Origin of the sequence: Streptomyces sp. 35G-GA-8 (assembly GCF_023534745.1) — a bacterium.
Taxonomy (GTDB): Bacteria; Actinomycetota; Actinomycetes; order Streptomycetales; family Streptomycetaceae; genus Streptomyces.
In genome coordinates this window covers 1-13896 of record NZ_JAMHJQ010000033.1, presented here as the reverse complement: position 1 = coordinate 13896, position 13896 = coordinate 1, and the positions used below count along the sequence as shown (strand labels likewise).

The 13896-nt window shown below is 68.0% G+C and carries 14 protein-coding genes; 10 read left to right on the top strand and 4 right to left on the bottom strand.

Going from position 1 to position 13896, the window contains the following annotated elements:
* Positions 1–98: 98 nt before the first annotated feature.
* From M1203_RS37660 to M1203_RS37645, 4 genes are all read left to right on the top strand, one after another.
* Entirely contained in the window at positions 99–407 is a 309-nt protein-coding gene (locus M1203_RS37660; RefSeq protein WP_249954377.1) for a hypothetical protein, read from the top strand.
* Positions 404–1624, top strand: a complete 1221-nt coding sequence (locus M1203_RS37655) for a class II histone deacetylase (RefSeq protein ID WP_249954376.1) — start codon at positions 404–406, stop codon at positions 1622–1624. The genes M1203_RS37660 and M1203_RS37655 overlap by 4 nt, the downstream gene beginning before the upstream one ends.
* Before the next feature lie 86 nt (positions 1625–1710).
* Positions 1711–2430 carry an alpha/beta fold hydrolase gene (locus M1203_RS37650; RefSeq protein WP_249954375.1) on the top strand — a complete coding sequence of 240 codons (720 nt, stop codon included), beginning with the start codon at positions 1711–1713 and terminating at the stop codon, positions 2428–2430.
* Between the two features lie 43 nt (positions 2431–2473).
* On the top strand, positions 2474–4045 hold the full coding sequence (locus M1203_RS37645) for an MFS transporter (RefSeq protein WP_249954374.1): 1572 nt from the start codon (positions 2474–2476) through the stop codon (positions 4043–4045).
* A 114-nt stretch (positions 4046–4159) separates the two neighbouring features.
* Here M1203_RS37645 and M1203_RS37640 read toward each other — a convergent pair whose 3' ends face one another.
* Entirely contained in the window at positions 4160–4594 is a 435-nt protein-coding gene (locus tag M1203_RS37640) for a VOC family protein (protein WP_249954373.1), read from the bottom strand.
* Between the two features lie 249 nt (positions 4595–4843).
* Between M1203_RS37640 and M1203_RS37635 the strand changes: the two genes are divergently transcribed.
* A complete protein-coding gene (locus tag M1203_RS37635) occupies positions 4844–5194 on the top strand; it encodes a VOC family protein (protein ID WP_249954372.1) in 351 nt (116 codons plus the stop codon).
* Between the two features lie 91 nt (positions 5195–5285).
* On the opposite strand, the gene M1203_RS37630 is transcribed toward M1203_RS37635, so the two are convergent.
* Together M1203_RS37630 and M1203_RS37625 are read right to left on the bottom strand one after the other, a co-directional pair.
* Positions 5286–5876 (bottom strand): TetR/AcrR family transcriptional regulator, encoded by a 591-nt coding sequence (locus M1203_RS37630; RefSeq protein ID WP_249954371.1) that lies wholly within the window; start codon positions 5874–5876, stop codon positions 5286–5288.
* Positions 5877–6037: 161 nt separating this feature from the next.
* The gene (locus M1203_RS37625) at positions 6038–7543 is read right to left on the bottom strand and encodes a hypothetical protein (protein WP_249954370.1); all 1506 of its coding nucleotides are present in this window, start codon (positions 7541–7543) and stop codon (positions 6038–6040) included.
* A gap of 265 nt (positions 7544–7808) precedes the next feature.
* Here M1203_RS37625 and M1203_RS37620 point away from each other — a divergent pair, with 265 nt between their 5' ends.
* Positions 7809–8732, top strand: a complete 924-nt coding sequence (locus M1203_RS37620; protein WP_249954369.1) for an oxidoreductase — start codon at positions 7809–7811, stop codon at positions 8730–8732.
* Positions 8733–9369: 637 nt separating this feature from the next.
* Here the strand turns inward: M1203_RS37620 and M1203_RS37615 are convergent.
* Positions 9370–9633: a hypothetical protein gene (locus M1203_RS37615; protein WP_249954368.1), complete on the bottom strand. Its 264-nt coding sequence runs from the start codon at positions 9631–9633 to the stop codon at positions 9370–9372.
* 394 nt (positions 9634–10027) lie between these two features.
* Here M1203_RS37615 and M1203_RS37610 point away from each other — a divergent pair, with 394 nt between their 5' ends.
* The 4 genes from M1203_RS37610 (at position 10028) to M1203_RS37595 (ending at position 13554) form a co-directional block, all read left to right on the top strand.
* Positions 10028–11341 carry an ATP-binding protein gene (locus M1203_RS37610; RefSeq protein WP_249954367.1) on the top strand — a complete coding sequence of 438 codons (1314 nt, stop codon included), beginning with the start codon at positions 10028–10030 and terminating at the stop codon, positions 11339–11341.
* An 85-nt stretch (positions 11342–11426) separates the two neighbouring features.
* Positions 11427–12164: a response regulator gene (locus M1203_RS37605; RefSeq protein ID WP_249954366.1), complete on the top strand. Its 738-nt coding sequence runs from the start codon at positions 11427–11429 to the stop codon at positions 12162–12164.
* 87 nt (positions 12165–12251) lie between these two features.
* Complete coding sequence (locus tag M1203_RS37600) at positions 12252–12872, top strand: hypothetical protein (RefSeq protein WP_249954365.1); 621 nt, start codon at positions 12252–12254, stop codon at positions 12870–12872.
* 166 nt (positions 12873–13038) lie between these two features.
* The gene (locus M1203_RS37595; protein ID WP_249954364.1) at positions 13039–13554 is read left to right on the top strand and encodes a hypothetical protein; all 516 of its coding nucleotides are present in this window, start codon (positions 13039–13041) and stop codon (positions 13552–13554) included.
* Positions 13555–13896: the final 342 nt, after the last annotated feature.

Below are 13896 nucleotides of genomic sequence, written 5' to 3'. Positions count from 1 at the left end.
TCCACACGGGAACGCGGCGGTCCACAGGAACGGAGCGGTCCGCGGAACGGACACCGCCGTACGCCCACCACCGCATCGCAACCAGGGGGGAATCGACCATGACCGACATCGACACCACGGCGTTCTTCGGAGCGGTTCTGAAGACCATCGCCTCGACCCGTAACCACGGCACCGACCAGGACGAGTACGCGTCCGGCGTGCTGGCGCCGGCCGCGCGGATCCGCGAGTTCGAGAAGGAGGTCGGTGACCGGCGCCTGACACCCACCGAGGCGGAGGAGGTGCTCGCTCTCCTGGGGACGACGCTGCGTACCAAGCGCACCCCGGACGAGGAGCGTGAGTACTACCTCCAGTACATCGAGAAGGTCGCCGGGATCAGCCGGGCCTCGCTGAGTCTGTCCGGCTGGTGAACACCTCCCGTCTCGCGTGGTTCAGCCACGAGATCTGTTTCTGGCACGACCCCGGTCCCGGATCGGGGTACGTGCCGGTCGGGCCGGGCGTCGAGCCGTTACGACAGTTCGCGGTCGACCCGGACCTCCGGCGGGCCGAGGGGCTGGTCAAGGCGTTGGGTGTGATGGACCGGTTCACCGGCCTCACCCCGACGCCCGCCTCCGACGAGGACCTGCTCCTCGTGCATGTCCCCGATCACATCGAGCGGGTCGAGGCGGCCTCGGCGGCCGGGGCGGGCGATGCCGGTGTGTACGCGTACGTCAACTACCACAGCGCGCAGGCCGCGAGGCTCGCCGTCGGGGCCTGCGCACAGGCGGCCACGGCCGTCCTGGACGGCCGCTTCGACCGGGCCTATTGCCTGGTGAGGCCGCCCGGCCACCACGCGGAGCCGGACCGGGCGATGGCGCTGTGCCTCTACAACAACCTGGCGGTGGCCGCCCGCGTGGCGCAGCGCCGGGGAGCGCGCCGCGTGTTGATCCTCGACTGGGACGTGCACCACGGCAACGGCATCCAGCGGACCTTCTACGAGGATCCCGACGTGCTGTACATCTCGGTGCATCAGGAAGGGCTGTTTCCGGCGGCGTCCGGTCTCGTTCTGGAGACCGGCGCGGGCGCGGGGGCGGGCAGCACCGTCAATGTGCCGCTGCCCGCCGGCTCGGGACACGGCGCCTATCTCGCGGTGATGGACCGGATCGTGGAGCCGGCGGCCCGTGCCTTCGCCCCCGAGCTGATCCTGGTGGCGGCGGGCGTCGACGCGAGCGGCCACGATCCGATGGGCCGGATGCTCTGCACCAGCCGTACCTTCCACACGATGACGTCGACGATGTGCCGGCTCGCGGACGAACTGACGGGGGGCCGGATCGTCTTCGCCCACGAGGGCGGCTACTCGGCGTGGTACCAGCCGATGCTGGTGCTGGGCACGGCCAGTGCGATCGCCGGTCTGCCGGCCCCTCAGGACCCGTTCCTGCACTCGCTCGAACACCTTCCGGGCCAGCGCCTCCAACGCCACCAGGAGCGGGTGATCGCACACCTGGAGGAGCATCACCCGCTGCTCGCGGGCTCGGTACGTTCGGCATCCGCGGCATCCGCGGCATCCGCGGCATCCGCGGCATCCGCGGCGGCCGGTCGGTCCGGGGTGGCCGGGCGGCTCGTGCCCGGGACCGGGGTGCCGCGATGAGCGGGTGGTGGATGACGGTGGGGAGCGGCGCGCGTCGGACGGCCGGCACCGGCGCGGGGCCGCGGCCTCGCGCCCGGTTCCGGGTCGTGGCACTCCCGCACGCCGGTGGCTGGCCGTCCGCGTTCCGCTCCTGGTGGCAGGTGCTGCCCGAGGACGTGGAGTGTGTCGTCGCCCAGCTGCCCGGCCGGGGCACACGCATCAACGAGCCCCTGGTGTCCCGTGTCGAGCCGCTGGTCGACGCCCTCGTTCGAGGTCTGGCGGAGCTGGCGCCCCTGCCGTACGCGGTCATCGGGCACAGCTTCGGCAGCGTGCTCGGATACGAGCTCACCAGGGCGATGGAACGGGACGGTCTGCCTCCCACCCTGCTGGCGGTGTCCGCGCGTCAGCCGCCGTGCTTCCCCAGCGAGCCACCGTTCGCGCATCTCAGGAGCGATGCGGAGCTGCTGGAGCATCTGATGGACATAGGAGGGATGTCTCCCGGGCTGGTGGACCGTGCCGACCTGGTCCAGTCGTCGCTCCGAGCGGTCCGTGCCGACCTGGAGGCGATGGAGACCTACCGGCGGCCGCTGTCCGGTACCCGCGTCCCCATTCTGGCGCTCGGCGCGGTGGACGACCCGGTCGTCATCGACGAGCGGATGCACCTGTGGTCGCTGGAGACGTCCGGCGGCTTCAGCCGGCAGACGTTCACGGGCGGTCACTTCTACCTCTACACACCCGCCAACGCGGCGGCCGTCGCGGCCCGTCTGGTCCCCGGCCTCGACCACCCCCGGTCGGAGCCGCCCCTCCCACACCCCCTCGCCCGATGACCGTGATCGGGCACCGAAGTGCACCATCCTCGAAAGGAAACATGTGAGTACCACCGCCGAAACCACTTCGCCGGCCGGACCCCGTGAGTGGTTGGGCCTGGCCGTGCTGGCGCTGCCCACCTTGCTGCTGTCCATCGATGTGAGCGTGCTGCACCTGGCCGTACCGCACATCAGCGAGGGACTGAACCCCTCCGCCGCCCAGATGCTGTGGATCATCGACATCTACGGCTTCCTGATCGCCGGCTTCCTGGTGACCATGGGCACCCTGGGCGACCGGATCGGCCGCCGGAAGCTGCTGCTGATCGGCGCCGCCGCGTTCGGCGTCGCGTCGCTGCTCGCCGTCTTCGCGGACGACTCGGCCACGCTGATAGCGGCGCGGGCCGCGATGGGCATCGCCGGAGCCACGCTGATGCCCTCGACCCTCGCCCTGATCATCAACATGTTCCGTGACGCGCGGCAGCGCGGCGTGGCGATCGCGGTCTGGGTCACCATGTTCTCCGTGGGCATCGCGCTCGGCCCGGTGGTCGGCGGCGCCATGCTGGAGTACTTCTGGTGGGGTTCGGTGTTCCTGCTCGGCGTGCCCATCATGGGCCTGCTGCTGGTGGCGGGCCCGATCCTGCTGCCGGAGTACCGCGACGAGGAGGCCGGCCGGCTCGACCTGACCAGCGTGGCGCTGTCGCTCGCCACGATCCTCCCGGTGATCTACGGACTGAAGGAGATCGCCAACGACGGGGTCGGCCCGGTCCCGCTCGCGGCGATCGTCGTCGGCCTGGTCGTCGGCGTGCTGTTCGTCCGTCGGCAGCGCACGCTGGAGAGCCCGCTGCTCGACCTCGGCCTCTTCGGCAGCTCCACCTTCCGTACGGCCCTGGTGACGCTGCTGCTCAGCATGCTGGTGGCCGGCGGCACGTATCTGATGGTGACGCAGTTCCTCCAGCTCGTCGGCGGACTGTCCCCGATGAAGGCCGGTCTGTATCTGCTGCCTGCGGCCTTCGCGCTGATCGTGACGGCCGTGGTGTCCCCGATGGCGGCGAGCAGGTTCCGTCCCGCGTATGTCGTCGCCGCGGGGCTCGCCGTGTCGGGCGTCGGCCATGTGATGCTGAGCCTGGCCGACAGCTCGTCGGGCATCGCTCAGGTGGTGACGGGCTTCGCCTTCGTCTACGCCGGTGGTGGCCCGCTCATCGCCCTGGGCACGGACATCGTCGTCGGAACGGCCCAGCCCGAGCAGGCGGGATCCGCCGCGGCTCTTTCGGAGACCAGCACCGAACTCGGCATGGCGCTCGGAGTCGCCCTGCTCGGCAGCCTCGGCGCCGCCGTGTACCGTGCCGGGGTGGATGTCCCGTCGGGGGTGGCGGGCGCAGATGACACGCTCGCCGGAGCGGTCGAGGCGGCGCAGGGACTGTCCTCGAACGTGGCGACCGCCCTGCTCGACTCCGCTCGGGAGGCGTTCACCAACGGTATGAACGTCGTCGGCGGCATCGGGGCGTTCGTCGCGCTCGCCTCCGCCGTGCTGGTGGCGGTGGTCATCAAGATGCCGGCCACTGGAGCGGGCGAGGTCCCCGACGGTACCGATGGTTCGGCCGACGGTGCCGTTCCCGCCGTCAAGGTGGAGGGTTAGCCCTCCGCGCCATCCCCGCTCGGCCGGTCCGGCCGCCGTGTGCGGCCCGCGTCATACGACGCGGGCCGCACACCTTCTAGTGCCGCGACGGGGCAAACATTGCTGGGAGGGGCACTAGGTGCCGGACCCGTCCTGGTAGGCGTCCGCGTACGCCTCCGTGGGGGCGATAGGTGTGATGACATCGATCAGTACGCCGTCGGGGGCGGCCACGATGAAGTGGCGCTGGCCGAACGCCTCGCTGCGCAGGGGGAGTTCGGCCCGCAGGCCGCCGCCCTTCACGAGCCGCGCGTACTCGGCGTCGACATCGGCCACCTCGAAGTTGAGGAGCAGTCCCTGAGCCGGCCGACGGTAGGCCTCCGGCACGGTCTCGTGCCCGGCGGCGACGAGGGCGAGCTCGTAGTGCGGCGGCTCGGGCCGCCGCAGGCTGACGTACCAGTCGCTCGTGTAGGTCGTCTCGAATCCGAACAGCGTGGTGTAGAACGCCACGGACTCACTGAGCCGCTCGGTACAGAGCACGGGATAGAAGCTGGTCACGGCAGAGGACGTCATCACGGCACCGTTCTGGGGCGGAAATATGGTCGTCTTGTCTCAACGACGAATCCGCCCCCGCGTCACGTCCACGGGATCGAAGACGACCTGCTCCGAGGGCATGGAGCACCGGGCCCGACACTGATCGGCGTACCGTCATGTCCTGTGCGGTGTCGGCCCGTTGGGCGAGGGGGGATCATGTTGACATGCCATCGGTATGCCATTAGGTTCGATTCGCATACCGTTGGTACGTGAGTAAGGTGGCACCCCATGCTGACCAGCTTCTGTCCGGTGATCTGCACCTCGCGGCTGGGGGAGTCACGCAGCTTCTACCAGGGACTGTTCGGCTTCACCGCCACGTACACGACCCAGTGGTACGCCGCTCTCGGCCGGCCCGGGGGGCGAGAGCACGAGCTCGCCCTGCTCGACCACGCTCACCCGGCACTGCCGGAGGCGCTGCTCCGGCCGGTGCGCACGGTGCGGCTCACTCTGGAGGTGGACGAGACGGCAGAGGAGTGGGACCGGATCGCCACCGTCGGGGCGGCGGAGCGCCTGGATCGGAGACACCTCGTCATCACCGACCCCAACGGGGTCCGCATCGATGTCGTCGCACCGACCTGACCGTCGTAAGCCTCGGACCGTACCGGGCGCCGGGGTTGACTCCGACGTGGCAACAACATGGGCACGCACGGCGGTTGCCCGACCCACGAGTTCACTCGGCTCGCAGCGCCTCCAGCATCCGCGCCAGTGCTTGTCGGGTGTCATCGAGATCGGCGGAGTTCTCCGATGTCGCCAGCCACAACGCCGCCTCGTTCATCGCCCCCGACAGCAGATGCGCCAGCGGCGCGACCGGCTGCGCGGGGATGGTGCCCTCATGGATCAGGACGGTGAGCGCCTGGGCCAGATGGCGGCCGGAAGTGGCCTCGTTCATCGCCCGCCAGTCCCGCCAGCCGAGCACCGCCGGCCCGTCGACGAGCATGATGCGCTGGATCGCGGGGTCGGTTGAGGCGCTGAGGAACGCCTGGCAGCCGTAGGTGAACTGGTCCCAGGCGTCCTCCTGGGCATCCGCCTTCGCCGCGATGTGCGCGGCGACCTCCTGCTGCACCTGCTCCAGGACGACTCGGAACAGTTCGGCCTTGCTGTCGAAGTGGTGGTACAGCGCGCCCTTGGTCACCCCGGCGGCCCCGACGATCTCCGACAGACCCACGGACGCGTAGCCGACTTTCGAGAAGAGCCGCCGGCTCTCCCGCAACAACGCGTGCCGCGTCTGCTCCCGCTGCTGTGCGCGAACCCCGATCGTCATCGCTGCGCCCCCCGTCTTCGGCCTGTTGAAGCCATACGCACACGGTACTTCGCCGCTGGTGGGACGAGCCACCCGTGTGTGCGGCCCCAGGGCGAAGGCGTGCCGCCGAAGTCTCCGCCGCCTCGGGCGGATCCTGGCTCCGGCTGAAGTGAGCGGCGAGCTCACCGTATTGCCACGGGGTGCAGCCCGCTGAGATCGAGCAACTCGTGAAGACGTTCGGCGGGCAGATTCGGGTTGGCCGCGGCCCCCTCGGCATGTCGTGGGGCGTTCAGGAGCGAGGAGATCAGGGCGAGGGGAAGGAGTGGGTTGGCAGCCGCGGCCCGACGAACGCGTGGCTCGGGGTCGGCGAGCAGGTGGACCGGCGGCTGGGTCAGGCTGGTGTCGGCGGCGGCCAGGGCACGGACGTCGGGGTCGTCGTGGCCGAGGAGTTGGTGCAGCCCGGTGCGGGGGAGGCGGGAAAGCGTGCGCAGGTAGGGGCGTTGGCGCGGCGTGGCGATGAAGGCGTCGAGGACGATCGGGGGCGGCGCGAGCGGGTGGTTGTAGGCCAGCAGGTGGCGTACGTCGTCATCGGCGTCGCCGGCCAGGCGCCGTACCAGCTCTTCGGGCAGCTCGGGGCAGGTCGCGGCAATTCGGCGCAGCAGGGGATGCGCGGATGCGGCGCACGATTCGTACCAGCTTCCCTCCGGCTCGACGAGCATCTCGTCGACAGGGCCGATGCTCTGGGCTGCTTTGCCGATGATCCGATCGATGGCATCACGCTCCGACCAGGCACGGGGGAGCGGTTGCAGCAGGGCCCGGTTCCGGACGGTGTCGTCCGGGTCCTGGGCCAGTTCTGCCAGCAGAACCGGATCCAGATCAGCCCTGGCGGCGACTCGTTCACGCACGTGCGGATCGGGGTCGCGCGCAAGGCGGGTGATGATATCGCCGGGTGTGTGGGGGTTGTGGGCCAGCGCCCACAGGTCGCGCCGCTCCGCGAGACACCGCTCGGCCACGACGTGGGAGACCGCGTAGTTGACGAGGAGGAGATCGCGGTAGTGGCAGCCCTGCTCCGGCAGATCTGCTTCCATCTCTGCCGGATCCAGAATCCGACGGTGACCGCGCGCGGTCTCGCGTACCGCAGGATTCGAATCGGCCAGGAGGGCATCTCGTCGCCCGGGGGTGAGCCACAGCCACAAGCCGACAGCCTGGGCTCGTAGTTCGGGATTCGGATGATCGGGCATCCCACGGCGGAAGGACTGTGAGATCTGCCCGGAGAGCATCAGCTCCTGCCTGATCTCGTCCGCGGTGAGCATGTGGCCCTGGCCGTTGTCGTCCTGCGCGGCCAGAAGGGTTTCCAGGACGTCGTCCGGCAGCGCGACGGCCCTGCCCAGCCGTGGGCGAGGGCCCGAGGCAAGGGCCGCACGGACGCGAGCATCGGAGTCGTTGACCAGTCGGCCGCGCTGCTCGGGAGCCGCGTGTCGGTTACGGGCGAAGCCGCGGCGGACCGCTTGCTCCGGGTGCGCGACCACCGCCTCGACAACGTCTGCGGGGAGGTCGCGCTCCTCGCAGAGGATCGTCCAGGCGGGGCGTGCCTGCGGGGTCAGGAGACGCAGCAGAACATCGGACGGCGCGGCTGGGTTGGCCGCGACCCCGCGCAACCACAGTTCCGGGAGAACGGCCGAGGACATCGGGACATCGTGCCAGCCATCACGGCGCCGCGTCGACAGAAATTGTCGATCTTGACGGCTGCGGCCCGACGCGGGCCTGACCGTCATCCGCGCCCACCCACCCGGCCCTGACCGGCGTGCTCTCGACAGGTTCAACGGCTCTGCGGCGATGGTTGGTTCCCGCTCGGGATGTGACATTCCGCCCAGCCCGTTGACCTGTCGCAGCACACCGTGACGCCCCCATACTCCAGGACCTGACGAACCGACCGACGGGCAAAGGAGCACGGTGAGCACAGCGGCGGCAGCGGGGACCTGGAAACTCGGGGACCTGGAGGTGAATCGCATCGGATACGGCGCGATGCGACTGACGGGCAACGGCATGATGGGGAACTCCGACGGCACACCGATCGACCGTGATACCGCCGTCGGCCTGCTGCACAGCGCGTTCGAGCAGGGTGTCAACCACATCGACACGGCCTCCTTCTACTTCTCGCCACTGCGGTCCGCGAACGAGCTCATCAACCGCGCCCTCTCAACCTGGCACCGCGACGTGGTCGTGGTGACCAAAGTCGGCCCGGCGCGCGATCCCTCCGGCGAATGGGCCACCGCGGCCCGCCCCGACCAACTGCGCGGCCAGGTCGAGGAGAACCTGCGCCAGCTCGGCCGAGACCACCTGGATGTGGTGAACCTGCGCTGCAACGATCCCAACACGGCCACGATCGCCGAGCACTTCGGCGCTCTCGCCGAGCTGCGCCAGGCGGGCCTGATCCGGCACCTCGGACTCTCGAACGTCGGGCCGAAGCACGTGGCCGAAGCCCTGACGATCGCGCCCGTGGTCTGCGTGCAGAACCACTACAGCCTGGAGTGGCGCCGCGCCGACGAGCTCGGGTTGGTGGACCTGTGCCGGGAGCGCGGCATCGCGTTCGTCCCGTACTTCGCCGTCTCCGGCCTGCGGCGCGAGGCGGCCGCGGTCCAGGAGCACGACGCGCGCGTCCACTCCGTCGCCCGTGCCCACAATGCGACGCCGGCCCAGGTACGGCTCGCCTGGACCCTCCACCGCGGTCCGCATGTGCTGGCCATTCCGGGCACTACGAACCCGGCGCACCTCGCGGAGAATGTCGCCGCCGGGAGCCTGCGCCTGACCGAGGAGGAGTTGGCGGTCCTCGGCGAGCCGGTCAGCCCCACGACTTCACCACGAGCCCACGGGTGAAGCGGGTGTGAAGCCCACATACCGGAGCGGCGAATCTGACGACCGCCACGGCGGCCGAATCCCTCTCTCCGGCCACGCCATTGGTGACGATCGCCGTGCAGGTCGACGACGCGCCGTCCGCTCGGGACGTCTGGACCCCGGCCCGCGTCACGAAGGCCTTCGCCAACGAGGAGGAGGCTGTGGGCCCCTTCGGCTTCCGGCCGGTCCGTCCCTCTTGACCATGCCCGGATCGATGTCCTTCGCGTCCGGCGCGTTGGCGTACACCTGGGAGATGTACCGGCCACGGATCTCCTCCGTCGTCAGCATCTCCCAGCCGTCCGCCTTGGTCCTGCCCGCCTTCTTCAGCTCGGCCGTCCAGACGGTGACGAGCCCTTCGCGGGGTCTGAGGGATGTCCGAGGTGGCCGCGGACTCCGGTTGGACGGTCATCTTCGGGTCGCCGGCCACGGCGACCGTCACCGCTGGAGCGTGCGGGTCGACCACCCGGCCCCGCCAGAACTCCGCGCCCTCCGCGGCCGCCACCGGGCCGCACGTAGGTTGCCGGACGAGGCCGCCAGTGTGTTCTTGGCGTGGACCGCCGCGGGCAGGCTGCCCGGCTCGGGCGGGGTGCCTCGGCGCCGGGACAGCCAGTGGGTGCGGTCAGGGACTGGTCAGGGAGCGGATGCCTTGGGCGGAGTGGTCGATGACGTTGCCGTTGGAGCAGTTGTTGGTGTGGTTGCCTGTCCAGTCGCTCAGGGCGGGTACGACCGCCAGCTCCTGGATGCACACGTCGGCGGCGGTGAAGTTCCAGTTGTTCGCGGCGTTGACGCCGCTGCCGAAGTTGCTGTCGTTGTCGGCGAACGCGGGCGCGGTGGCTGAGAGGCACGCGGCGGTCAGCAGGCTGCACGTGATGATCTTTCGCATAATCTGACAACGCGGCCCGGCCTATCCGGTTACGGTCGGACGGCGACCGACAACAACGTGGACGGCACTCCGCGCCGGACCTGGCGCGCGCTCACGTGGTCCGGCTTGGTGCGAGGCCGTCCGCCGCCCAGCCGCAGTAGCCTGATCCGTTCAATACCTGGAGGGCGAACCGGCCCCGGGATGCGGGACCCGCCCGACTGTTGAACCGCGTGACTGCGCCACGCTCCTGGCCGAGGCCGCGGTCCACATGAGGGGCGCAGCGGCGCGCATGAGCGGTCATCACTGGGGTGTCGCCGGCATGGTTCCGCGGAATCCTGCGATGTATCGCTGGTGCAAGGAGCGTAGCGGTCCGCAGGATGTGTCACAGGGTTCCGTCGACCAGGAAGGGTCTCCCATGCAGCAGGCAGCGCGGCAGGAGGTGACCTGGGCGACCGCGGTCCGCGCCATGGATGCCCAGCACCGGACGACGACCTGGCTCCGCCTCGGCTTGGTGGTGATGCTCTGGTCTGTCCTGCCGTGGTCCGCCTCGGACGACCTTGTACACGGAGTGTGCGCGCTGGCGGTGGTGACGGTGGGAGTGCTGATGGCGCATGTGCACGCCCGGCCCACGCTGATTGACTTCTTGGACCGGCTGCCGGGGATGGGCGCTCTCGTTTCGCACCTGACCAGTACCCGAGGACGGGCCATAGCCGACCTTCCTGGTCTGTTGGAGGGCGTCGGTATCCTGATCGTGGGGCTGGCCTATGTGGGTCCGTGGGGTGTGGAGGGCATGCCTCCGGAGGCCACCCTCATCGCACTGGTTGCCACCGTGGCCCACACCCATTCTGTTTTCCTCAACGTGGTGCTCGACCCGGGCTTCTACGCGCCTGTAAAACCTGTAAAACTGGGACCGGACCGCAGTGCCGACCCGCCACGGGTAGCGCTCCGTTGGGTGCGCCACGCCATTCCTCCTGGTCTCGCGATCCTCGCCGCGACACTCACGGTACCCGCCTGGAATCCGGAACTCGCGGCCGTGTCCGTAAGCCTGCGGGCGCTGCTGAGCACGAGTTTTCTGCTGATATGGCTCGTTTGGATCTGCTTTGATCAAGTCTTGGAGGCAACAACGTCAACGGTCGAGGACTGCGAGGAACTCGTTCGAACGGGCGCGGCCCAGGATTTGCATAGTCTAGCGAAAAACTCCATAGTGTCCGTCCTCAAAGCGGTCGAGAGTCCGCACTTTCAGCGCAGCGAGGTCCGTGGTCTTACTCGGAACGCACTCGTGCAGTTGGAGGAAATGCGGCTGAGCTGGCTGAGTCCAGACCAGTCGCCAACCGGCGGGCGCTTGGAGGATCTCTGGGAGGCGACTGTGTCGGTTCTGACTCGCGATTGGCGCGAGAAGTGTCATCTGGAGGAGGCAGCCCGAGGAATCGAGCTTCGTCCGACCGACTATCAGCTGGTAAGGCGCCTGTTGTCCGATCTGGTCACCAACGCCCTGAAGGCAGACGCCGAACAGGTCCACATCGAGGTGGGAACGCTGAACAAGGGGCAGCCACCACGGATTCAGGTAACGGTCACAGATGACGGACCAGGCATGCCCCCGGACGTGCTCCACCGCCCGATGACCAGTCTGGCTGTTCTGGAACGGGAACTTCGTCGCTTTGGCGGCACCTTGACCTTCCGTCATCTCGTGATCGGGACGAGCGTGGTGGCCGATTGGGAGTCACGCTAGACCTTTGGGGGCGCCCTGAATAAGAGACCGGCACAGCGACGCGTCTGCCCGCACATCAACAAGGAAACGGAACTAGGAGATATAGATGCGCATCCTCGTGATTGATGACGTCTACGTCATCGAACTGGGCGTGGCCCGTGCCGTGGAGGGCGACAAGCACGTCGTCGTGGGGGTCAGAAACCCTGAAGAGTTGCGACGACGGCTCGCTTGGGACAAGGACTTCCAACTCGCTCTGGTTGACCTGGACTACGGCCGGGCAGTCCAGGAGTCGGGACTTGCTGCGTTAGAGGTCCTGAGCTCCCAGAACATCCCAAGCGTCATACACACCGTTGACGGCGAGGATAATCGCACGCTCTTTCTATTGGCTGCGTTCGAGTTCTTTCCTCAGACCGTTGCCGTCCTGTCCAAGCATTCAGGTGACGAACCTCTACATCAAATCGTTGACGCGCTTAAGCGCGGCTATTCCCCGAGCCGTGCATTGTCCCAGCGCTACCGGCCGGCGCGCGGAAGGTCATCACTGCTGAGCGAGTTGGTCGGCCGTCCCGAAGATCTACCGGTGTGGCAGGCGCTCGCCCGGCACACCAAGTTGTCGCTGGTGGCGAAGGCCGTCAATCGTTCGCAACGCTCGGTGTCCGACTTTCTCGCCAAGCGGCAGCCCGTCATCGCGAGGTTTCAGTACGAGTTCATGGAGCGACCTATGCCTCCCGAGCCAAGTGGCAGCGAGCGCAACAAGCCGCTGCTCGAAGTATGCGGATTCGCTCGGTTCCACTCGCAGTTCTTCTTCGACCCCGACGTAAGGCGACTGGCCGAGCAGTGCTGGTGAGGCCTGGGCGGAGAATTTCCCCGAGGTCAGGTGCGGCTGACGCTGCGCAATTGACCGGACAACGGTCTGACACTGTGGAGCGTAACTATGAACGACTGGGCCCCCGTCCTCGGTGAGGCCCTGGTCCACGGACCTTGGGTGGCTTTCGCCACGGCCTTCGCAGTCAGTCCTGGCATACCCGGCCTCATAGCGCTTGTCCTGGAACGGAGGCTGCTGCGACCGCGTCAGGAGTTCGTCGCGTTCATCTACGGCGACCCGCTCCTCGCGCTGGCCGCGGCGACTGGTGTCGCGCTGTGCGGGGGCCGCGCCTCTGATCCCATCCGGGGTCTGGTGACTGGTTTGTGGGCGTGGGCATGCTTGGCAGGTTGGCTCACCTTTGGTCTCTGGCAGTGGTGGCGCGAGGTGCGTGCGGGGAAGTACACGCTCGGCCAGGCACTCTCGCCCACCAAGATCTGGCATCAGGTGATCATTTATCCGGTACTCGGCTATCTGGTCACAGCTCCGGTTCTAGCCGGCCTGGCCGCTGAGACCACCTTCGGCGGCGACTTGGCGAAAATGCTGACCATCTTCTGTATAGGAGCGTGGTGTGCAGCGAACATCCACGATCGCAGACATCCCAAGACCGGGCATCCCGCTTACGACTGGCGGACGTTGCGAGCGCACCCAGCAGTTCGTGAGCACATGGTCCGGGCTGCTCAACGGCCCTGATGCGATAGAGCGCAGAAGGATGCTGTAAACATCGCAACACATAGCCGTGTAGGCCGCAGTCACGTTCACTAAACTCCGCTGGTGAATGAGCTTTACAGCGATCGCAGAGGCAATACCCGCCACGAGATGCTCTCCTCACACCATCCACGGATTGAGGGGAACGGCAATGAATCTTCACAACACCGTCTGGACGGATCTCGCAGCGGGCGTGACCCCCACCCTGGCGGCCGACGCCGACTCCGCCACCACCGTGGTACTGACCGTGATCAGCCTGCTGGTGACCGTTGCGATCGCCGTCACAGGCTGGATCACTGTCCATAACGACCGCTCGGCCAACATCAACACCACCGACCTGAATCTGCTGATCTCCCTGTTACACGAGGCCGACATTGAGGCGCGCCGCGTCGCCTCGATGCCCCAGGCCGCTTGTCGTGGCGACTTCCGCGATCTTGAACGCATGATCCCGCACCTGGAAAGCCACGGCGCACACACCGTGGACGTCCTCGAAGCGCTCGTGTGGGACGTCGTAGAGAGCATGAAGGACTACATCGACTCTCCCATCGATGCGAGCATTCCGACTGGCGATCTCACCATGTACATCCGAAGGCAGACCCGCGCGGCCGATAAGCTCCTGGCAGCGCTCGACAGAGCATTGACCAGCGCGCGGCTAATACGCAGCTGACCGGGAAGGTCGCCGGCTGCCTGGCCCGCGCCAGGTCACGCAGGCAACAGCTGCCCGATTGCTCAGGTCGGTAACAGGATGTCGCCTGGCCACCGGCTACGGACAGGATGGCTACACAGAGACAAGTTGCGCAGTCGTCGACGAGGGATACGTCGCCCTGCGCGCCTTTACCGCGCCGCCAGGTGTCTGCGTGAAGGAAACACCGTCGCTGTTTGCAGCTTCCGGGGAGGGACAACGCGAGGACTAGTACTCCAGCAGGATTTCGGTGTCTGACCTGGTCTTTCGCCGGGTGGCGGGAGTGTAGCGGGACTTCGGTCGTGCGGGGGCGGTCTCACGGAGACC

Bases quoted from the DNA above. Each gene is read 5' to 3' on its own strand.
- M1203_RS37605 (WP_249954366.1), top strand. From the start codon at position 11,427: ATGCGCATCCTCGTGATTGATGACGTCTACGTCATCGAACTGGGCGTG.
- M1203_RS37640 (WP_249954373.1), bottom strand. From the start codon at position 4,594: ATGACGTCCTCTGCCGTGACCAGCTTCTATCCCGTGCTCTGTACCGAG.
- M1203_RS37625 (WP_249954370.1), bottom strand. From the start codon at position 7,543: ATGTCCTCGGCCGTTCTCCCGGAACTGTGGTTGCGCGGGGTCGCGGCC.
- M1203_RS37635 (WP_249954372.1), top strand. From the start codon at position 4,844: ATGCTGACCAGCTTCTGTCCGGTGATCTGCACCTCGCGGCTGGGGGAG.
- M1203_RS37610 (WP_249954367.1), top strand. From the start codon at position 10,028: ATGCAGCAGGCAGCGCGGCAGGAGGTGACCTGGGCGACCGCGGTCCGC.
- M1203_RS37630 (WP_249954371.1), bottom strand. From the start codon at position 5,876: ATGACGATCGGGGTTCGCGCACAGCAGCGGGAGCAGACGCGGCACGCG.
- M1203_RS37660 (WP_249954377.1), top strand. From the start codon at position 99: ATGACCGACATCGACACCACGGCGTTCTTCGGAGCGGTTCTGAAGACC.
- M1203_RS37615 (WP_249954368.1), bottom strand. From the start codon at position 9,633: ATGCGAAAGATCATCACGTGCAGCCTGCTGACCGCCGCGTGCCTCTCA.
- M1203_RS37595 (WP_249954364.1), top strand. From the start codon at position 13,039: ATGAATCTTCACAACACCGTCTGGACGGATCTCGCAGCGGGCGTGACC.
- M1203_RS37600 (WP_249954365.1), top strand. From the start codon at position 12,252: ATGAACGACTGGGCCCCCGTCCTCGGTGAGGCCCTGGTCCACGGACCT.